The sequence below is a fragment of the Gluconobacter potus genome, from assembly GCF_015244705.1.
Classification (GTDB): domain Bacteria; phylum Pseudomonadota; class Alphaproteobacteria; order Acetobacterales; family Acetobacteraceae; genus Gluconobacter; species Gluconobacter potus.
Map to the genome: position 1 here is coordinate 71722 of NZ_JABCQF010000005.1, position 19152 is coordinate 90873.

18 protein-coding genes, 1 tRNA gene and 1 riboswitch are annotated in these 19152 nt (G+C 61.9%); of the genes, 14 read left to right on the plus strand and 5 right to left on the minus strand.

The features are described 5' to 3' along the window. The first annotated feature begins 16 nt into the window (after positions 1 to 16). The 11 genes from HKD31_RS09530 (at position 17) to HKD31_RS09580 (ending at position 7447) form a co-directional block, all read left to right on the plus strand. Positions 17 to 457: a hypothetical protein gene (locus HKD31_RS09530; RefSeq protein ID WP_194264868.1), complete on the plus strand. Its 441-nt coding sequence runs from the start codon at positions 17 to 19 to the stop codon at positions 455 to 457. A 127-nt stretch (positions 458 to 584) separates the two neighbouring features. Then, positions 585 to 1883 carry a DEAD/DEAH box helicase gene (locus HKD31_RS09535; RefSeq protein ID WP_194264869.1) on the plus strand — a complete coding sequence of 433 codons (1299 nt, stop codon included), beginning with the start codon at positions 585 to 587 and terminating at the stop codon, positions 1881 to 1883. 195 nt (positions 1884 to 2078) lie between these two features. Next, positions 2079 to 2297, plus strand: a complete 219-nt coding sequence (gene infA / locus HKD31_RS09540; RefSeq protein ID WP_007282896.1) for a translation initiation factor IF-1 — start codon at positions 2079 to 2081, stop codon at positions 2295 to 2297. A gap of 13 nt (positions 2298 to 2310) precedes the next feature. Next, positions 2311 to 2967 carry a Maf family protein gene (locus HKD31_RS09545; protein WP_194264870.1) on the plus strand — a complete coding sequence of 219 codons (657 nt, stop codon included), beginning with the start codon at positions 2311 to 2313 and terminating at the stop codon, positions 2965 to 2967. Then, positions 2964 to 4007, plus strand: a complete 1044-nt coding sequence (locus HKD31_RS09550) for a ribonuclease E/G (RefSeq protein ID WP_194264871.1) — start codon at positions 2964 to 2966, stop codon at positions 4005 to 4007. Before HKD31_RS09545 ends, HKD31_RS09550 begins: the two co-directional genes overlap by 4 nt. Next, positions 4004 to 4183: a DNA gyrase inhibitor YacG gene (locus tag HKD31_RS09555; protein WP_024716732.1), complete on the plus strand. Its 180-nt coding sequence runs from the start codon at positions 4004 to 4006 to the stop codon at positions 4181 to 4183. Before HKD31_RS09550 ends, HKD31_RS09555 begins: the two co-directional genes overlap by 4 nt. 60 nt (positions 4184 to 4243) lie before the next feature. Next, positions 4244 to 4319: transfer RNA gene (locus HKD31_RS09560), tRNA-Phe, on the plus strand. A 177-nt stretch (positions 4320 to 4496) separates the two neighbouring features. Further along, entirely contained in the window at positions 4497 to 5030 is a 534-nt protein-coding gene (locus HKD31_RS09565; RefSeq protein ID WP_194264872.1) for an energy transducer TonB, read from the plus strand. Positions 5031 to 5163: 133 nt separating this feature from the next. Continuing rightward, a complete protein-coding gene (locus tag HKD31_RS09570) occupies positions 5164 to 5625 on the plus strand; it encodes a hypothetical protein (RefSeq protein WP_062495194.1) in 462 nt (153 codons plus the stop codon). Positions 5626 to 5740: 115 nt separating this feature from the next. Continuing rightward, positions 5741 to 6370 (plus strand): DUF1269 domain-containing protein, encoded by a 630-nt coding sequence (locus HKD31_RS09575; RefSeq protein WP_194264873.1) that lies wholly within the window; start codon positions 5741 to 5743, stop codon positions 6368 to 6370. A gap of 75 nt (positions 6371 to 6445) precedes the next feature. Then, complete coding sequence (locus HKD31_RS09580; RefSeq protein ID WP_194264874.1) at positions 6446 to 7447, plus strand: DUF6624 domain-containing protein; 1002 nt, start codon at positions 6446 to 6448, stop codon at positions 7445 to 7447. A 63-nt stretch (positions 7448 to 7510) separates the two neighbouring features. On the opposite strand, the gene HKD31_RS09585 is transcribed toward HKD31_RS09580, so the two are convergent. Next, complete coding sequence (locus HKD31_RS09585) at positions 7511 to 9451, minus strand: glycoside hydrolase family 32 protein (RefSeq protein ID WP_194264938.1); 1941 nt, start codon at positions 9449 to 9451, stop codon at positions 7511 to 7513. A gap of 97 nt (positions 9452 to 9548) precedes the next feature. Between HKD31_RS09585 and HKD31_RS09590 the strand changes: the two genes are divergently transcribed. Further along, on the plus strand, positions 9549 to 10571 hold the full coding sequence (locus HKD31_RS09590; protein ID WP_194264875.1) for a bile acid:sodium symporter family protein: 1023 nt from the start codon (positions 9549 to 9551) through the stop codon (positions 10569 to 10571). Here the strand turns inward: HKD31_RS09590 and HKD31_RS09595 are convergent. Genes HKD31_RS09595 through HKD31_RS09610 form a run of 4 tightly spaced genes read right to left on the minus strand, consistent with a single transcriptional unit; the run spans position 10496 to position 15119 of the window. Next, positions 10496 to 11266 (minus strand): ABC transporter ATP-binding protein, encoded by a 771-nt coding sequence (locus tag HKD31_RS09595; protein WP_194264876.1) that lies wholly within the window; start codon positions 11264 to 11266, stop codon positions 10496 to 10498. The genes HKD31_RS09590 and HKD31_RS09595 overlap by 76 nt on opposite strands. Before the next feature lie 10 nt (positions 11267 to 11276). Next, positions 11277 to 12263: a FecCD family ABC transporter permease gene (locus HKD31_RS09600; RefSeq protein ID WP_194264877.1), complete on the minus strand. Its 987-nt coding sequence runs from the start codon at positions 12261 to 12263 to the stop codon at positions 11277 to 11279. Further along, positions 12260 to 13093, minus strand: a complete 834-nt coding sequence (locus HKD31_RS09605) for an ABC transporter substrate-binding protein (RefSeq protein ID WP_194264878.1) — start codon at positions 13091 to 13093, stop codon at positions 12260 to 12262. Before HKD31_RS09605 ends, HKD31_RS09600 begins: the two co-directional genes overlap by 4 nt. Before the next feature lie 28 nt (positions 13094 to 13121). Continuing rightward, positions 13122 to 15119: a TonB-dependent receptor plug domain-containing protein gene (locus tag HKD31_RS09610; RefSeq protein ID WP_228120452.1), complete on the minus strand. Its 1998-nt coding sequence runs from the start codon at positions 15117 to 15119 to the stop codon at positions 13122 to 13124. A gap of 107 nt (positions 15120 to 15226) precedes the next feature. Continuing rightward, a riboswitch (cobalamin riboswitch) is annotated at positions 15227 to 15435 on the minus strand. Between the two features lie 159 nt (positions 15436 to 15594). Here HKD31_RS09610 and HKD31_RS09615 point away from each other — a divergent pair. Both HKD31_RS09615 and HKD31_RS09620 read left to right on the plus strand, forming a co-directional pair. Beyond that, positions 15595 to 16362: a hypothetical protein gene (locus HKD31_RS09615; RefSeq protein WP_194264879.1), complete on the plus strand. Its 768-nt coding sequence runs from the start codon at positions 15595 to 15597 to the stop codon at positions 16360 to 16362. Positions 16363 to 16586: 224 nt separating this feature from the next. Beyond that, on the plus strand, positions 16587 to 19100 hold the full coding sequence (locus HKD31_RS09620) for a TonB-dependent receptor (RefSeq protein ID WP_194264880.1): 2514 nt from the start codon (positions 16587 to 16589) through the stop codon (positions 19098 to 19100). Positions 19101 to 19152 lie beyond the last annotated feature (52 nt).

Here is a 19152-nt window from a genome sequence, read left to right on the forward strand (position 1 = left end):
GAAGGAGAAGTGTATCATGGCCAAGTTGTCGATCGGAGATCATGTTTCGGACCTGAAGGGCACGCATGATGGCAGGCTGGTCGATATCGACGGCTCCACCGGCTATGTGGAGCAGGCCAATGGCGTGGAGGTCGAGTTTCCGCTGAACCAGCTCAAGCCTTATGAGCCTCCGAAAATAGCGGAAGAGCGCACCCTCTCCGGCCCCCTGCGGGACCGGCTTCTGAACCCCGCACAGAGAGCGCTTCTGGCTTCGGTCCCCGCTTCCCTCCTTGCCGCAATTGCCAAAAGCTATGATGCGGGCAGTGAGGGCCCCGGATCGCGCCCACCTTTTGCGGCACTTCCGGAGTCCAAACGCCTTGAGGCCATCCGGATCTATCTGCCCACGTTGCCGCAGCGGCTTCTGGCGTCACACATGTCTCTGGTCGTGGCCATGCGCGATATTTCCAAACTGTCCTGACAGACGGGCTTGGCACGCTCTTTCGTTGCGTTGACGGCGACAGGCATCATTCGTACAAGCCCGTTTTCTGAATCCGCGAAGCCCCATCAGGCGCAGCTTTACTCAGCGCCGGAGGCGCCGCTTCATCATGTCCCCAACTTCTGCCCAGGCTTTTGCCGATCTCGCCCTGGCGCCCACCCTCCTCCGCGCCCTAGACGAAGCGGGTTACGTCACGCCGACGCCGATTCAGGCCCAGTCCATCCCGATGCTTCTGGAAGGCCGCGACCTGCTCGGTCTGGCCCAGACCGGCACCGGCAAGACGGCCTCCTTCGCACTCCCGCTGCTCCATCGGCTTGCCGAAACGCCGCGCCCTTCCCCAAAAAACGGAGCGCGCGTTCTGGTTCTCGCTCCCACACGCGAGCTGGTCTCCCAGATTGCGGACGGGTTCGAGAGCTTCAGCCGTCACCAGCCGGTACGCGTCACCACGATTTTCGGCGGTGTAAGCCAGTTTCATCAGGTCAAGGCGCTCGAAGAGGGCGTGGACATCATCGTCGCCGCACCGGGACGCCTGCTGGACCTGATCGAGCAGGGCCTGTGCGATCTGTCGCAGCTTGAAGCGCTGGTGCTGGATGAAGCCGACCAGATGCTGGACATGGGCTTTGCCAAGCCGATCGAACGCATCGTCGCAACGCTCCCCGAAGACCGGCACACGGTGCTGTTTTCCGCAACGATGCCGAAATCCATCACAGCCCTCGTCGAGAGCCTGCTGCGTGACCCGGCAAAGGTCGAGATCGCACCGCCTTCGACCACGGTGGACCGGATCGCGCAGTCTGTCATGTTCCTCGATGCGTCCAACAAGAAAGCCGCTCTTCTGGCGCAGCTTCAGACGCCGGGCATCGGTCAGGCCGTTGTCTTCACGTTGCAGAAGAACATCGCCAACGAGGTCTGCACCTTCCTGACGGAATCCGGCATCACGGCCGAAGCCCTGCACGGCAACCGCTCGCAGGGTCAGCGCGAGCGTGCCCTGAACGCTTTCCGCGAAGGCGACGTACAGGTTCTGGTGGCAACCGATATCGCCGCGCGTGGCATCGACGTCGATACGGTCACGCATGTGATCAACCACGATCTGCCGAGCCTGCCGGAAAGCTATGTGCACCGGATCGGCCGGACGGGCCGTGCGGGTCGCAGCGGTTTTGCCATCACGCTGTGCGATGCCGAGCAGCGCGCCTGGCTGCATGCCGTGGAGCGTGAGATCGGCCGGACGCTGGACGTTCATGACAGCCATGAATGGCACTCGGAAGAAGCCCGGAACTCCACCATGCGCCCGCCCGTGCTCGGCGGCGGTCCGGTCAAGCAGGTCAAGCCGCAGAAGGTGCGCGAGCGCCGCGTCTGGACTGAAGAGGAAAAGATGGCCGCCCGGGCTGCGGCGGCTGCCAAAGCGTCCTGAACAGATCCCGTCGTGCTGCCTGAGAGGGCGGCACGACGTCAGAGTGCCAAAAAACCGCAAGAATCCCCGGACAGGGACCGGTCATGCTTGACCTTTGGGCTGACAGTCCGCACATAGCGGGCTGGATTTTCTGGCTCCGCACCGGAGCCACTGCCGCGCGCAGATCATTACCCTGTCCCTGAAGCAAGGATTCACATGTCAAAAGAAGACCTGATCGAGTTTACCGGCACCGTCATGGAACTGCTCCCCAACGCCATGTTCCGCGTCACGCTCGACAACGAGCACACCATCCTGGCCCATACGAGCGGCAAGATGCGCAAGAACCGCATCCGCGTTCTGGCCGGTGACCGCGTGAACGTCGAAATGACGCCGTACGACCTGTCCAAGGGCCGGATCACGTTCCGCTTCAAGTAAGACAGTCCGCCGCATGACCTCCTCCCCGTCTTCCGCAGAAGGGTCATCCGGCCTTCCGGACCGTCCGAAGCTCGTTCTGGCCTCCGCCTCCCCGCGCCGCCTGAGCCTGCTGGAACAGATCGGCATCGTGCCCGACGCTGTCGTCAGCGCCGATATCGACGAAGAACCGCGCCCCGGTGAACTGCCGCGCCCGCTCGCGCAGCGCCTCGCCCGCCAGAAGGCGGAGCATGTGGCCGCGCAGCGCACGGATGCCGCCCTCGTCCTCGGGGCCGATACGGTGGTTTCGGTTGGTCGGCGCGTCCTGCCGAAAGCCGAAGACGAAAAGACGGCCCGCGCCTGCCTGAAACTGCTCTCCGGCCGCCGCCACAAGGTACTGACGGCCGTGGTCCTGCGCCCGAGCGCGGGCTGGCCACAAGGTACGCCCTGCGAGCGACTGGTGGAAACTTCCGTCATTTTCCATCGCCTGACAGATGCGCAGATCGACGCCCTGATCGCGCAGGGGGACTGGCAGGGCAAGGCGGGCGGCTACGCCATCCAGGGCGCCGCCGCCGCCCATATCCGTCAGATCGGTGGCAGCTATTCCGCCGTCGTGGGGCTGCCCCTGTTTGAAACGGCCCAGCTCCTGCGCGGACAGCCGGTCGGCAAGCCTTCAGGTGGCTGGATCGCATGACCGAAATCCGCGCAGCCTGTTCTCCGGGCGAAGTGCGGATTGCCGTCACCGACCATGATACCCTGCTGGATGCCGCGATCTGGCGTCCCGGCTGCCCGGATGGTCTGGAAGACTGGCACGTCGTCCGCGTCCAGAAAGCCGCTCCCGCTCTGGGTGGCGCGTTCGTCCTGCTCGAAGACGGCCAGAGCGGCTTTCTCTCCACCCGCGAAGCCCTGATCGAAGGCGCCCAGACCGCAGCCCGTGTCAGCCGCGCCGCCCAGAACAACAAGGGCCTGAGGCTGCGCCGGGCGGACATGCCCACTGAGGCACCCTCTGCCCCCAAACTGCTCGAACGCGGACCAACCCCGCTCGACGAGTTGGCGGACCGTTATCCGGATGCTCCGATTTTCGTGGACGATCCGGGCATTGCGGCAAAGCTGCCTGCCCGCCTGCGCCCGCGGCTTCAGCGCTGCCAGCAGGCCTTCGACGGTGCACTGGAAGCGGATTTCGACAGTCTCGGCAGCCCCGAGGCCGATCTGGGCCTCCTGACCGCCAGCTTCTTCCCGACCCCCGCCCTTGTTGCCATCGACCTAGACAGTACTGGCGCCCCGGACTTCAAGGGCAATGTCGCAGCCTTCCCTGAACTGACGCGGCAGATCCGCCTGCGGAATCTTTCAGGCACGATTCTTGTAGATCCGGCAGGCGTGAAGACGCGCAAACGCCCGGCTCTGGTTCCCTTCCTGCGTGAGGCTCTGGCTGGCGATCCCCTGAAACCGGACGTCCTCGGCGCCACACCGTCCGGCCTGCTGGAACTGACGCGCCCGCGCCGTCGCCCCCCCTTGCATGAACTCCTATCCTCCCCACATGGGCAGGCGCTGTCCATCCTCCGGACGATCCTGCGCGAAAACCGCCCCGGCCGGACGCTGACCGCCTCGATCGGACTCGTCAGGGCACTGGAAAACGATCCCGATGCCCTGGCGGATTTCATATCCCGTCGCGCCCGGCCGCTTGATCTTGTCCTTGATCCCAATGCCCCACCCGCAAGCTGGAGCCTGTCATGAGCAACGCCACCTGCCCGATCTGCCATCGCCCCACCGATCCGCAGTTCCGGCCTTTCTGCTCCCGCCACTGTGCGGATGTCGATCTGGGCCGCTGGTTCAGCGGGACCTACCGCGTTCCGTCCTTTCGTCAGGATAATGACGAAGAGCACGACGAATATCGCGACAGGGAGGGTTGATCCCGCCTCAATCATCAGTTAAACCCCATCTCCGCAACAGGGTCCGCCCTGAAGCTCGGTGCCCAAGTAGCTCAGTTGGTAGAGCATGCGACTGAAAATCGCAGTGTCGGTGGTTCGATTCCGCCCTTGGGCACCATTTTTCTCCTAAAAAAAATCATCTTCTGATCAGCGCTTCACGCGAATGGCTGCCTTTGAAAGGGCGCGATTCCCTCTGGCGTTCTGACAACCGGATCTTCCATGATGAAGCCAGGCAGGCCATTGCCGTCTGAAACAGGCCTCATCTCTCGTGCCCGGAGATATCGGGAACCGAACAATGGACGATCCCCTTTTCCGGCATCACGACCCGGACATTCCACCCCTGATGGAACCGGAGCAGGGCCCCCAGTCTGAACTCCAGCCCTGTCCCGAGCCGGATACCAACGGGCGACGTCGCCAGCCACCAGTCTGGTTTCTCCTGCCCGTGCTCTGCATCTGCCTGTTTCAGGTTGCTGTTCTGGTGCCGCAGATCGCCCATCTGAACATCGGCCCGGGCAGGTTTTTCGGTATCGCGGACCATCAGGACAACACCCACGCCGCCCGGCTCAACCGCGCCGTGTCGGGCACGCCCCGTTATCCTCAGGACATGATCGACCGGCATATCGAAGATCACGTCACGGTGGCCTGTAGGATCGATGCCCAGGGCCGTTCCCACGACTGTATGGTCCGGGAAGGGCATTATGCGGAACTGAATCAGGCCGCACGCGACTATGTGGTTCAGGCGTCCTATTTCCCCGCGATGAGAAACGGTCATCCCGTCAGCTCACACTACAGGATGCACTTCAACTTCCTCATCCCTCCGGACCGCTGACCGATAGCCGGAACATGAATTCTCCCTTCGCATGCATCCGAACCCGCGTCGGAGCGTTGTCTTCTCAAGTGTCAGTGCCACACGGGTTTGCACCCGCAGGGCCTGACTATGAAAACAGACAGAAGGTTTCATGATGTCTTTCAATATCAGCCGCCGTGGCGTCGCCCTTGCAGCCGTCCTTTTCGGTGCCGGTCTTGTCGCAGCTCCTGCCGTACGCGCTGAAGATACGCTCGGGGCCCCTGTCGGACACGTCACCCTCACCGCCCATTCGGCGGATGTCGGCATTGGCTACACCTGGGGCGATGGCACCCTGACCTACGGCCATCATACCTATCACTTCAAGGTCAGCGGCGGGAACATCGCTGCCGTCGGCTACTCCGCCCTGAAGGCCGAAGGCACCGTCTACAACCTGAAGCATCTGCATGATTTCGACGGCAGCTACGGCGCGCTTGCCGGTGAAGCGACGCTGGACAAGGGTCTCGGTGGCGCTGTCCTGTCCAACAGCAACGGCGTGCGCATCAAGATCGAGACGGCGACCGAAGGTGCGCGTCTGGCTGCGGGTGCGCAGGGTCTGACCTTTACGCTGAGCCGGTAATCTGGTGTCCTCCTCCCGCAGCCTTCCGGGAAGGCTGCGGTGACAGGCCGGACACTTCCCCCGCGTGCCCGGCTCTTCCTGCATTTTTTCGCGGGGGAGCGGAGCGTGACAGATCATGGATACCAACATTCTTGTTCTCTCCTTCACCGAGCAGAGCAAGGCTTTTCAGGCGTTTTCCGAACTGCGGGAACGGGCTGCAGACCAGAAGCTGGTCGTCATCAACGAGGCTGTCGTTGAACGCACCACGGACGGCAACATCACCATTCATGACAACTGGGCCAACGGCTCTTCAGGCGAGCAGGTTCTGAACGGAACGCTTCTGGGCTCGCTCGTCGGGCTTCTTCTGGGACCGCTGGGCGTGCTTCTCGGGGCGTCCATGGGGGCGCTCGTTGGATCGAGCCTGTCGGTTGAGGATGCGGCGATCCGCAGCAGCCTTCTGGCGCAGATCGCCTCCGTCATTCCCGTGGGGACGACGGCCGTGATTGCGACGGTTCAGGAATATGTGCCGCAGGTCGTGGACGATCTGGCGGCATCGCTGGGTGCATCGCTGGTGCTGCGTCGGCCGATCGAGGCCGTGGAGCGCGAGGTCCTGGCCCAGCAGAAGGCCCAGGCCGCTGCCGCCGCAGAAGCCGGCCGTGTTCTGGTGCAGCAGCATTCGACCGAATGGCACGAGCGCATGACCGACTGGCAGAAGCAGGTTTCGACCAGCCTTCACAATCTGAAGAACAGGATCACGGGCGGCTGAGACCGTTACGGTCTTGATCTGAGCCTCTGATGCGGGCCATCGTGACGTAACATTTCCTTACAGGATGTCGTCACGATGGCCCGTTTTCGTATGCTCTTCCTGCTGGCTGGTCTGGGCGTGTTTTCAGCAGCACCCGCGGCTCCTGCGCCGCCCGTTCTGGCGCCCTTTATCCATGACGGCAGTTTCGAGCCCGGCGATTACGGGTTTGTCCGTGGTGCTTTTCCGGGTGCGACCGCGCAGCAGGTCGCGGACTGGAAGGCCATTAAGGCTTATGGCAAGGCCTGCATGCAGGATGCGGCGCTTATACAGGATGCGGAGTTGAAGAAACTTGGTGTTGCGGCTTCTGTTCCCGAGGAATCCGGCTATCAGGATCATGTGTGCATGCAGGTCAATATGGCGGACAGCGTGCCTGACGGAATGAAAAGCTGGGAAGATTTTCAGAGGGCCATGTCCCGTAGCCTGCCTTATTTTCAGACTTATGAAATAGCCGTCCATGATGCCACGAAGGCACTTGAGAGCGATCCGGCAAAAGACACATTGGAAGAACAGATTACGGCACATGTTGTACCAGACCAGATGTGGCGTTTTTCAGCTGAATCCCGAGAGAAAATCATAGGGCTCGATGCACCGACCCGGAGCGCTCTGAAGAGTCGTCTTATCTCCGCTATTATCAACGTGGACTGGGGCAACAGCCATTGGGCACGGCATGTTCTGGAAACGCAGGGATGGACGAGCGTGCTGAAAGCGGGGCACAAACCTGCGAAGATGCTGTGGACTTTGGTACAGCACGCAGATGTGGATCCGGGTTTTCAGGTCATGGCGCTTCGTCAGCTTGAACCGCTTGCACGATCGGGTCAGTTTCCAAAACAGGGATATGCGCTGCTGACGGATCGGGTCATGCTCGCCACGACCGGAAAGCAGCATTATGGCTCCCAGCTTTCATGTCAGAGCCACCATTACGCCCCTATTTCGCTGGATGCGGGCGGCGACAATCCGAAAACGCTTGATGCAAGACGGGCGGACATGAATCTCCCTCCCGAAGCCACCTACCTCACACACTTCCCACCCCATTGTTAAAAGGGGTGAAGGGGGCAAGCCCCTTCTTTGCACATTCGGGCAGGTGCAGGACAGATCCCTGTGTCAGACCGCAGTCGGACGATCCATGGTTTTGCGCAGTGGATACAGCGCCAGTTCCTCGATTGTCGCACCGGTATTGGTGGCCTGAAGACCCAGTGTCGTCAGCGGATTGGCAGGGAAGACCAGAGCCGTGGCAACCGAGAGGCCGTCATTGGCGAAGAGTTCCAGCGCGCAGGCATCCAGCACCAGCCGCAGGGAGAAGCGGCGACTGTTGGCGATCAGGGGCGTAGAAAAGCGCTCCGTGAAGAACGGCTGGGAGAAGCCGCGCAGATCGCCGCGGTCGAGCCAGAGCTGGCTTGAGAAGGCATCGAAGCCGATGGAGAGGGACTCTCCCTGCCCGTTCGAGAACACGATGACGAAGCGGCCCGCGCGTCCCTGTTCGCCGTCCGGCTGCGGGTTGCTACGTTCGTCAACAGTGACGGTCAGGAGCAGTTCGATGGCGGTGCCGGTGGGGAGCGCAACCTGGACACCGCTCTGGGCCGCGATACGGTCCACTTTGAACGGGATCTTCTCACCCCGGAAGGCTTCGAGCCCGTAGGGGCGCTGGACCAGACGCAGCCAGTTCATTTCATCCCGGCGCAGGGACATGCGACGCGGCAGCGTCATGAGACCGCGCCAGCTCCGGTTGGGGACTTCCTCGCAGTACTGCCAGTTGCCGAACCAGGCGAAATAGACCGCCTTGTTGTCCGGCATGCTGTCATAGACCTGCATGGCGTAGCTGTCCTTGGCGAAATCCGTCAGGCCGATCACCGTGTTGTCGGGCGTAAAGCGTTCACCGTCGAAATCGCCCACGAAATACTGCGTGACGCTGCCGCCCAGCGGGCCACCCGGATTGACGGAGACGAACAGGACCCAGCGCTTGCCTTTCTCATCGCCCTCGATGTCGAGCTCGATCAGGTTGGGACACTCGTAGTCCACGCCGAACAGGCCGGCGGGACCGAAGCTGCTGAGATGCATCCAGTGCAGCAGGTCGATTGAGCCGTAGAACAGCACCTTGTGAGCGCGTGCGCTGACCACGACCATGATCCATTTGCCGCTGGCCTCGTGCCAGAAGACCTTGGGATCGCGAAAGGAATTGACGCCGATATTCAGGATCGGGTTGTGGTCGTAGTCGATGTAATGCTGGCCGCCATCGGGGCTCCAGGCGATGTACTGCGTCTGGCTCTGCGGTGTGGCACGGGTGTAGATCGCGACCAGTCCGCCAGGCATGGGCGGGAGCGCAGGCGGGGCGGCATGGGTTTCGGCACCGTTCGGAGGCGCATAGACCGAGCCGAACGGGGCGCCCTCATTCGGGCCAAGCGCGGGCATTTTGTCGGGCGCGTAAGGCGTGTCGGACGTGGTTTTCCGCAGTTCCGGCGCGAGCGCCTGCACGGCGGCCTGCGTGGCCGTCGGGGTTGCAGGAGCAGCAGCGGAGGCCTCCGGTTTGCGAGGCGGGAAAAGGCCCGAGACGTTGTTGCGGTCCAGCACGACGCAGCCGGTATAGGCCTCGCCCGCTGCCGTCTGGTCAATGGCGATGGGCTGGTCCTGCCAGGTGTAGAGATCCGTGCTGGTGGCGTGGCCCCAATGGACGCGACCGGCATAGGGGGAGGTCGGGTCGTACTGGTAATAGAGATGGTAGGTCTGGCCGTCGAAGATCAGGCCGTTGGGGTCATTCATGAAGCCGGTAGGCGGCGAGAAATGAATGGAGGGGCGATAGAAATAGTCGCTCTGGGTGCGGATGACAGGCTTGTTATTTGCGCCGGGCTGATCGGCGGGTTCGATATGCGCATTGCTCGGCTGATGGCCGTGAGACGTGAGTGTGTCTTTCGGCGGTTCATCGGCGGCGCTGGCATTCCCCGTCAGACGCAGGCTGCTGCCGACGGTGCCGGCAACGGTTCCGGCGGCAAGAAGGGATGTCAGGGCGCGGCGGCGGCCCGGGACTGGCAGGTCATTATGGTCTGTCATGGCGGACAGGATACATGAGACGCCCGTTTTCAAAAGAGCGGGCGTGAGCCCGGGGCAGGACGTTGCATGTCCGGCCCGGATACGGACATAGTGCGGCATGAAGCGTCTCGACCCCTTTCTCCTGTCCCTCATCGCCGCGATCGCGCTGGCCTCTTTCCTGCCCTGCCGGGGGCAGATGGAGCACATTCTCCAGCATGTCGTGACGATCCTCATCACGTTCATGTTCTTCTTCCAGGGCGCGAAGCTCGAACGTCACGCCATCGTGGACAGCGTGAAGGACTGGAAGCTTCAGGGAAGCGTGCTGCTCTGCACGTTCGCGCTGTTTCCCTTGCTGGGGATCGGGCTGCATCTGCTGTTCCGGGCGGTCTTTCCGGATGCGCTGTTCGGTGAAGAGTTGTGGTCGGGCATCCTGTTCCTGTGCTGCCTGCCATCCACCGTGCAGTCTTCCATCGCGCTGACCTCCATCGCGAAGGGCAATGTTCCGGCGGCGATCTGTGCGGCGACGGTTTCCAATATTGCGGGCATTGCGCTCACGCCGCTGCTGACGGGCGTGGTGCTCGGGCATGTGGGGGCCGGACATTCACCGCTGGAATCCGTGCTGGATGTGGGCAAGGAACTGCTGCTTCCGTTTGCGCTCGGGCAGATCCTTCAGAAATGGGTCGGGCCGATCGTGCGCAGGCACAAGATCCTGATCTCATTCACCGATCGCGGGTCCATCATCGTAGTCGTTTATACGGCGTTCAGCTCGGCCGTGGTCGAAGGAATCTGGTACCGGGTTTCGGGCGCGCATCTGCTGGAAGTCGCACTGCTCGACAGTTTCATGCTGGCGCTGGTTCTGGTGCTGTCGCATCTGATGGGCGACGGGCTGGGACAAACGACGGAGAACAAGATCGCGCTCCAGTTCTGCGGCTCAAAGAAGTCGCTGGCGTCAGGCGTGCCAATGGCGAGCGTGATTTTCCCGGCGGCATCGGTCGGCATCATCGTGCTGCCACTGATGATCTATCACCAGATCCAGCTCTTCACCTGCACGCTGCTGGCCCGGCGTTATGGACGTCGCGCGCTCGACACCAGAGACCAAGGCACGGCAACCTCGCCGCAGCGTCGCACTGCCACACCGTAAACTTCGGCGAACAGGGCGTCCGTCAGGACTTCGGCGGGGGGGCCAATACTGACGAGGCACCCCTGCGACAGGACGGCAATGCGTGTGCAGAAGCGGGCCGCGAGCGCCAGATCGTGCAGAACGACGGCGACGGCCTGACCCTGTGCGGCGCATTGGCCGAACAAGTCCATGACCGTAAGGGCCTGCGCGGGGTCGAGGGCCGCGACCGGTTCGTCCGCCAGAAGGATCGGGGCCTGAACCGCCAGCGCGCGGGCGAGCAGGACGCGGGCGCGTTCGCCGCCTGAGAGACGGGCGGAAGAGCGGTCGGCAAAGGCGCTCATTCCGACCGCATCGAGAGCCTGCTGCACGGCTGTTTCATTCTGTTCCGCCGAGGCCGTGCGACGATGGGGCAGGCGCCCGAGCATTGCGACATCCCGCACGCTCATGCCGATGGCAGCGGGGGCTTCCTGCGGGAGGTAAGCCAGATGGCGGCCGCGCTTTTCGGGGGGCATGGTGAACAGGTCCTGTCCGTCCAGCAGGACGCGGCCGGTTTCGGGGCGGAGCAGTCCGGCCATGATGCGCAGGAGCGTGCTCTTGCCCGCGCCGTTGGGTCCGATCAGGCCGAGGACTTCGCCGGGGCGGACGTCCAATGCGATATTGTTCAGGAGTCTGTGGCCCTGAAGGGTCAGGCTGATCGTGTCGGTCTGAAGGATCATGGCGCGCTCCTCATACCGGCCGGCCGCGCAGGCGCCAGACCTGCCAGAAAAAGACCGGCGTTCCGATCAGGGAGGTGACGACGCCAAGTTGGAGTTCGGCGCCGCTGACAGGCAGGCGCACGAACAGATCCGCGGCCAGCAGAAGCGCCGCGCCCCCGAGTGCGGACGGCAGGAGGAGGCGCGACGGGCGGGCGCCGGCGAGTGGGCGGAGCAGGTGCGGCATGACGAGGCCGACGAACCCGATCCCGCCCGCCACGGCGACACCGCTGCCGACCGCGAGCGCCGTTCCGAGCACGACGCGCCACTGCACCGCACGCAGGGGGAAACCCATTGTCTGGGCGACGTCTTCGCCGAGGGTCAGGGCGTCGAGCGAACGTCCAGTGCTAAACAGCAGCGCCGAGCCGATCAAGAGGCCCGGCGTGGCAATCAGCACGTCATGCAAACTGGCGCGGGACAGGGAGCCCATGAGCCAGTGCATGATTTCGTAGGAGGCATAGGGGCTTGGCACGAGATTGAGCGTCAGGGCCAGAAGGGCGGCGCTCATGGAGCCCAGCGCCGCACCGGCGAGAACCAGAACGAGCGTGCCACCGCGCGTCAGAGCCAGAAGCAGAAGTGTGGCGAGTCCGGCGCCGGACAAAGCCGCCAGCGGGAGTGCGGGCGCCCAGACTGCCGAGAGGCCGGTATAGAAAACCAGCACGGCGCCGAGCGCACCACAGCCCGAAATACCCAGCACGCCCGGATCGGCGAGCGGGTTGCGAACCAGTCCCTGAAGCGCTGCCCCCGACAGGCCGAGCGTTCCGCCGATCAGCAGGGCCAGGATCATGCGCGGCAGGCGGATCTGGCCAATGATGGTCGCGGCGATCGTCTCGCGGCCGTGCAGCATGTCGGACAGGCCCTGAATGACGCCGATCCCCGCCGGGCCTGCGGCCAGTGACAGGATGGCGAGAGCCAGAACCAGCGCACTCAGGACGGCGACGGTTAGCGAATAGCGACTCATGGCGAAGGCTCCGTGCCGGTCAGACGGTCATGCGCGGCGATCAGGGCGGTTAGCGCATCGAGAGTGTCAGGCGTGCCGCACATAGTCAGGCGGCCGGGAAGCGCCAGGAGATGCGCACCCGTGAAGCGATCCCGCAGGGCGGGATGATGCACGGCATCTTCCGCCAGAGATGCGCCTTCGGAAATCATGCCCGTCACCAACAGGTCGGGCGGATGGGCGATCAGTGTTTCCAGCGCAATGGTGCCATCAGGCCGTTCGGAAGCAGATAGCCGGAATCCGGCGCGCTTCAGCAGATCGGAAATCAGGCCCCCTTCTTCTCCGGCAAGGTTCGCGCCGATGACCGTGGCCGTCAGGATCTGATCCGGATGGGCTGGATGGAGACTTTCCAGACGGTCCGCGAAGTCGCGGATCATGTCGTCGCCGCGTGCGTCCTCGCCAATGGCATGAGCGACCGTGCGGATCTGCGTGGGAATATCCTCCAGAGACGCGATGGACGGAAGCTGGACGAACGGAACGTGCAGGGCATTGGTCACGAGCGGAACCGTTGGGCGGTGCCATGTTCCGTCCAGAACGACGTCCGGATGAGTGACGACGAGGTTTTCGCCATCAGGCCGCTGGACAGGATATGTCGCCGCGATCTCACAGCGGACGGATTCTGCGCAGTCCGTGGCCAAGGGGCTGAGACCGAGAATGTGGGACGGGTCTGCCAGTTCAAGCAGCAGTTCGTCCGTGCACAGGTTCAGGGAAACGATACGGGTGCGCACCGGACTGGCACAGGCCGATCCAGCGATCGCACCCGTCATCAGGCCCGACAGCAGCAGGACTGCCATCGGGGCTGAAAGGATGTGAAGGAACGCCTTAAAGGCCAAACGTCACACCGCCATAGAAGGACCGGCCCGGCTGGAGATAGCCGACCGGGTTTTCATAATACCGGTTCCCCAGATTGTCGCCGCGCGCGAACAGGGTAACGAAGTCGGCTAGCTTGTATTCCGCAGCAATGTTCACCGTCACATAGTCATGAGCGATCGTGTTCAGCGACGTGTAACGGTCGAGATCGTGCCAGCCGCTGACATAGAGCAGGCTTGGCGTGATGCTCAGGCGCTTGGTCGGCGTCCAGATGACGCTGGCCGTGGCCTTGTGGCGGGGCCGGCGCACGAGGGCCGCACCGGTGCTGCGGTTCGTGGCATCAGTCCAGGTATAGGTGCCGCGCAGATCCACGCTCTTGATGATGCGATAATCGATGAAGGCTTCCACACCATGCGTCTGGGCGCGGGCGACGTTCACATAGGTGTAGTTGTAGCCCGACAGCGCGGTATTGATGAGGTTACGGATATGGTTGCCGTAATAGTCGGCGCCAAAGGTCAGCTTGCCGTCCAGAAGGCGTTCTTCAAACCCGGCATCGAAACCCAGAAGGCGCTCGGCCCGCAGGTTCGGGTTGGCCAGGAAGTAATAGGCCGGGTAGCTGACGAAGAGCTGGTTCAGGGACGGGCCGTGGAAGCCAGAACCGCCGCTGGCCTTCAGCGTCAGGCCGGTGCCGGGGATTTTTACGGCTGGGGCGACGCGCCAGGTCACGTAATTGCCGTAACGGGAATTGTTGTCGTAGCGGATATTGGCTGAGCCGAAGAGAATGTCGTGCCAGTGGCCTTCGAGCTGTCCCCAGGCGGCGTTCGTCGTGGTCTGGGCGGAAACCGGGGTCATGATCCGCTCGCGGATATAGTCGTATCCGACGAGGAAGGAACCGTTATGGCCGAGATGGGTCAGGCCCTGCCAGTCCACTTTCAGACGGTCACCACGATTGGACGAGATATCCGGATCGCCAGCCGTAATGTCATGGCGGTCATAAGTGATGTAACCAACGCCCAGCGTCTGCTCGAACACGCCCTTGAAGGATTTCAGATGAGCAGTACCGCGCAGGATGGCCTGTTTGAGGTCGCTCTCGTTCTGCTGGGCTGACGGCAGCGTAGGGTAGGAGCTGTAATCGTCGGCGACGTATTCGTAATCCGCCTGCGTCAGATGGGCCGTAAAGCCGAGATCGAAATTGTCCGTCACGTCATAGCCGAGGCGTACATTGGCCGTACGGTTATCGTTGCGGTTGGACGCGACATCATGGCCTTGGACCTGCGCGCGGATGGCTTTCGGCACGGCCTGATAGTCGCCGACATGGTTATGCGAGACTTCAACCATATAGTGGAAACGATGGAGCGAACCTGAAAACCCGGCCGTCTCGTTCTTGGTGGAATAGCTGCCACCTTCAAGACGGACAAAACCGTGCAGCGGTCCCTGCCCCTGTTTGGTCGTCATGTCGATGACGCCGCCCATCGCATCTGCACCATAAAGACCACTCTGCGGTCCGCGCAGGATTTCCATCCGGGCCAGACCATCGGTGAGGAACTGCGCCGTATCAAATGCCCCGGCCGGCGTGGACGGATCATTGATGTCCATCCCGTCCAGCCGCACCTTCACTTCATTGGAATTGACCCCGCGCATGAAGATCGACCCCGTCCCGCCGGGGCCGCCCGTGCGCACCATGTTCAGGCCCGGCTCACGCGCCAGAAGGTCCGCAAGGTCGCGCCGCTGCAGAAGTTCAATGTCACGCTGGGTCACAACCGTAACCTGCGAGCCGACCTTGCTGATGTCCTGCGGGATGCGGTTGGCCGTTACGGTGACGGTCTCGGGGACCGTGGCGGTCACGGCGTCCGGCGTGCTCTGCGGGACACTGGTGGCTGTCGTCCGGGGAACGGCCGGGGGTGCCTTGGGCTTCTGCGGCGGTGCCGGTTCCTGGGCCGGGACGGACGCCAGCGCGGGAACGGCGACAAGCATGCTCGTCGCGAAAAGAAGGCAGGAAATACGGGGCATGGCGATAGTAATGTCTCGTCGTTCTGCGTCGCCCTCAAGAAGGAGGCAGACCCGCAGTGACAGGGCCTGACCCGGCGTTCCGATGCACCCCGCCCGGACCGTCCTTCGGACAACTCATGCTGACGGCAGGTCTCCTGGCTCGCGCTCCGGTCTCAGGCCCCTTCCCGGCACCGGGCCAGTGGGTTCTCTCCTGAAGCCGTACTGTTCGCCCGTTACGGAGCGGCAGTCAGCACTTACAGTTGCGGGGGCAGCCGCAGTTTTGCACTGCGTTCCCTTTTCACCCGGCAGGCCGGGCACCGTCAGGTGTCATGAAGCGCCCCGGGCGGCACAAGTCAAACACAAACATCCATTTCTGGCTGATTTGATACCGCACAACTCTGCAACATGGCTTTCATTCCGTTACAATACGGCCTTTGCCTCGAATATCCCCGGACGTCAGTGTTCCTGCCATCGGATACAGGATCAGGACACGATCATGACGACCCCTTCTGCTGCCCAGACGGTTCACCAGGACCGCGACCTTCCGACAGGATGCGATGGCATGAAAGCAGAGGGGCCCGGTCTTCCCCAGCGCCTGTTATGCAGCACCTTCCGGGTCCGGCAGTATAACGACGTCCATGCCCGGGCCGCCGATCTGAAACTGCGACTGCCGCTGGGCCGCAAACGTCTTCAGCGGATCGAACGCATCCGCGAAGCCGGGGCGCTGTTCATCCATGTTCCCAAGAACGGCGGCACGTCGATCTGCGACCTGCTGTATGGCGGGATCATGATGCATGAGACCTGGCGCTATTATCAGCATGTCGCGCCCGATCTGTGCCGGACCCTTCCCAGCTTCGCGATCTGGCGCGATCCCGTGAAGCATTTCGTTTCCGCATGGGCCTTTGCCCGTCGCGGCGGAACGTCACGGGTGAAAATCCATCCTTCCGTCAACGCGCTCTACCGCTCGTTCCACACGCTGGATCATGCCATCGACCATGTGGAATCCTGTTCGTCGGTTTACGAGATGGACCATGTCTTCCGTCCACAGACCCTGTATGTCTGCGACCGCAATGGCCGGCTTGCCGTCGATCAGCTGTTTTCGATGGACCGGATCTCGTCCCTGCCCGATCTGGTGCCTGTCCTGAAGGGCAAAACCATTCCCCATCTGAACGGCAACAGCCACGATGTCGTCCCCACGGCCGCGCAGGCAAAAAGGATTCGACAGCTCTACAGCGCAGACGAGGCGCTGCGTCCGGCAGGATGACTTTTTGAAACGATCGCCCCCAGAAAAACGGGTCATGTCTTCCAAATGTCACAATACGCAGGGAGTTACCTGCCATTTCGTGCCGTTACATCAGCGAAATGTGACTAAATTGCCATATCCCTTTCATGTCATATTGTATCACTCCACATCTGATTGAAATAGAGCCAGCAGTCATGCTTTTTCTCGGTTGAAAGTTCACCTGACCGAGAAAGACCGAAAATACGATGCGCCTTGCTCGCCTGCTTTCGACTTCGGCCCTGTTTGCGTTCGGTACGGTGTCGGCATTTGCCGCACCCGCAGACAGCACGGCCCCTTCTTCCAAGAAGGGTCCCGCGAAAGTCGCTGCTGCCGCCCCGTCCATGATGGGCAATACGGCTCCAACAGACGAACATGAAGAACATGTCTCCGTCAGCGGTCATCATACCTATTTCGATGGCGTAACGCGCCGCGATGTCGGTGGTGGCCTGATGCAGAAACAGGACTCCGCGAAGTCCGTTTCGGCCATCTCCCGCGACTACATCGAAAAGCAGGCCCCGGGCCAGGACCCGATGCAGCTGATCGCGCTGCTTCCAGGTGCGAACGTTACGTCTTCCGATCCGGCCGGCCTGACGGGCAGCCACATGAGCGCCCGCGGCCTCGACCAGTCACAGATGGGCTTCACGCTTGAAGGTTTTCCGATCAACGACATCGGCTCCTTCGCGGTCTATTCCCAGGAAATCGTGGACTCCGAGAACCTGCGCAAAGTCAGCCTCGCACAGGGTTCCGCCGATCTCGACAGCCCGCATCTGAGCGCTACTGGTGGCGTGGTCGACATGTACATGATCGATCCGAAGATGAAGAAGGGCGGCGCGTTCGACGTTTCCTACGGTTCATATGACTACACACGCGGCTTCCTGCGTCTGGATACCGGCAAGATCGGCCAGACCAACCTCCGCGCCTATTTCTCCGGCTCTTACGCTACGGAAGACGCCGTCCATTCCGAGGCAACGAACCGCAAGCTGCATGCTGAAGCCAAGGTCGTAAATGACTGGGGAGACGGCAACCGCGTCTCGCTCGCGATCGTCGGCAACCGTCTGTACAACTATTCGAACCCGAGCGTGAACCTCGCATCCTGGGATGCATATGGTCTGGGCGTAAAGGACCAGTACGTTGCATCCTGCTATAGCGGTGCAACCTGTACGCGGCCGAATGGCACGACGTTCAAGAATACGAGCGGCGCCACGATTTCCAACACGGTCTATAACGGTGTTTACAAGGACTCCAGCTACTACAAGCTGCATGCCAACCCGTTCACCAACATCTATGCCAGTGCTCCGTCCACGTTCAAGCTGACAGACCATCTTGTCCTGACCGAAACCCCTTATTTCTGGTACGGCTATGGTAGCGGCGGCGGCAGCTCCTACTCCGTTCCGACCAGCTGGGGCGCCACGGCAATGAGCGGTACACTGGACGGCAAGACGCCGGCCAAGGGAACCCAGGTTTTTGAAACGGCTGTCACGACGACCTACCGTCCTGGCGCCGTCACCAAACTAACACTGACGACCGGCGCCAACCGTCTTATGGTCGGCTACTGGTTCGAATATGCCAAGCAGCTCCAGACCGAGCCTGCAACAGGCATCGGTGCCGACGGCACGCCCTGGGATATTCTGGGCAATGGTCCGAACTATGTGTTCAGTGACGGAACGACCTATCAGTACCGCGCGAGCCTGACGCAGACCCGGACGCATACCATGTTCATCGGTGACAGCCTGTCACTGCTGCACAACAAGCTGACGATCGATGCCGGCCTGAAATATGCCATCGTGACACGCGATGCACACAACATGCTGCCCGACACGTCTACCGGACCGTATATCAACAAGACGTATTATGAGCCGCTGCCGACCGCTGCGATCCGTTACCAGATCAATCCGGAAATGCAGGTCTTCGTCTCGGGATCCACGAACTTCCGTATCCCGACGAACACGTCACTCTATGACTCTGGCACCTATTACAGCAACGGTGGTTACGGAACGCACGGTACGACCAACCTGCAGCCGGAAATCTCGATTTCGGAAGAAGCTGGCTGGCGTTATACGGGTCCGACGGTCATGGCCTCGGTCACATATTTCCACTACAACTTCACGAACCGCTTCTTCTCCCAGAGCCAGTGCCTGGATGCAGCCTGCCAGAGCTATGCTTCCAGCAGCATCAATGCCGGCGGCCAGAGCACGAACGGTGTGGATGCCGAAATCGGAACGCGTCCGATTTTCTATCACATCCGTCCCTATGCTTCGTTTGAATATGTTGATGCCCGCACCACGAGCAACATGGCAGCAGGTAGCGGCAAGGCAACCGACTACCTGAAGACGAGTGGCAAGTTCGCTCCGGAAACACCGAAGTATCAGGTTGGCTTCAACCTCGACTACGATGACGGGAATGTCTTTGGTGCCTACAAGCTGAAATACGTCGCCAAGCAGTATTCCACCTTCATGGACGACCAGCACATCCCCGGTTACGTGAAGATGGACATCACGGTTGGTTACCGCTTCAAGAACTTCGGCATCCTGCAGGCTCCGAACATCAAGCTGAACCTGACCAACATCGCCAACAAGCATTATCTCGGTTTCCCGCTGAGCCCCACGACGAACGCCACGACCCAGACAGGCGTCTTCGGCACCTCGATCAAGGGATCAGCTCCGACCTACATGATCGCAGCACCGTTCTCTGCCATTGGCTCCATCAGCGCCGGTTTCTGATCTCTTCAGACCCTGCTGAACCTGAATACCCCATGCCGGTCTCCGGCATGGG

Coding starts and splice junctions, on each gene's coding strand:
- HKD31_RS09530 (WP_194264868.1), top strand. CDS start 17: ATGGCCAAGTTGTCGATCGGAGATCATGTTTCGGACCTGAAGGGCACG.
- HKD31_RS09535 (WP_194264869.1), top strand. CDS start 585: ATGTCCCCAACTTCTGCCCAGGCTTTTGCCGATCTCGCCCTGGCGCCC.
- infA (WP_007282896.1), top strand. CDS start 2,079: ATGTCAAAAGAAGACCTGATCGAGTTTACCGGCACCGTCATGGAACTG.
- HKD31_RS09545 (WP_194264870.1), top strand. CDS start 2,311: ATGACCTCCTCCCCGTCTTCCGCAGAAGGGTCATCCGGCCTTCCGGAC.
- HKD31_RS09550 (WP_194264871.1), top strand. CDS start 2,964: ATGACCGAAATCCGCGCAGCCTGTTCTCCGGGCGAAGTGCGGATTGCC.
- HKD31_RS09555 (WP_024716732.1), top strand. CDS start 4,004: ATGAGCAACGCCACCTGCCCGATCTGCCATCGCCCCACCGATCCGCAG.
- HKD31_RS09565 (WP_194264872.1), top strand. CDS start 4,497: ATGGACGATCCCCTTTTCCGGCATCACGACCCGGACATTCCACCCCTG.
- HKD31_RS09570 (WP_062495194.1), top strand. CDS start 5,164: ATGTCTTTCAATATCAGCCGCCGTGGCGTCGCCCTTGCAGCCGTCCTT.
- HKD31_RS09575 (WP_194264873.1), top strand. CDS start 5,741: ATGGATACCAACATTCTTGTTCTCTCCTTCACCGAGCAGAGCAAGGCT.
- HKD31_RS09580 (WP_194264874.1), top strand. CDS start 6,446: ATGGCCCGTTTTCGTATGCTCTTCCTGCTGGCTGGTCTGGGCGTGTTT.
- HKD31_RS09585 (WP_194264938.1), bottom strand. CDS start 9,451: ATGACAGACCATAATGACCTGCCAGTCCCGGGCCGCCGCCGCGCCCTG.
- HKD31_RS09590 (WP_194264875.1), top strand. CDS start 9,549: ATGAAGCGTCTCGACCCCTTTCTCCTGTCCCTCATCGCCGCGATCGCG.
- HKD31_RS09595 (WP_194264876.1), bottom strand. CDS start 11,266: ATGATCCTTCAGACCGACACGATCAGCCTGACCCTTCAGGGCCACAGA.
- HKD31_RS09600 (WP_194264877.1), bottom strand. CDS start 12,263: ATGAGTCGCTATTCGCTAACCGTCGCCGTCCTGAGTGCGCTGGTTCTG.
- HKD31_RS09605 (WP_194264878.1), bottom strand. CDS start 13,093: ATGGCAGTCCTGCTGCTGTCGGGCCTGATGACGGGTGCGATCGCTGGA.
- HKD31_RS09610 (WP_228120452.1), bottom strand. CDS start 15,119: ATGCCCCGTATTTCCTGCCTTCTTTTCGCGACGAGCATGCTTGTCGCC.
- HKD31_RS09615 (WP_194264879.1), top strand. CDS start 15,595: ATGACGACCCCTTCTGCTGCCCAGACGGTTCACCAGGACCGCGACCTT.
- HKD31_RS09620 (WP_194264880.1), top strand. CDS start 16,587: ATGCGCCTTGCTCGCCTGCTTTCGACTTCGGCCCTGTTTGCGTTCGGT.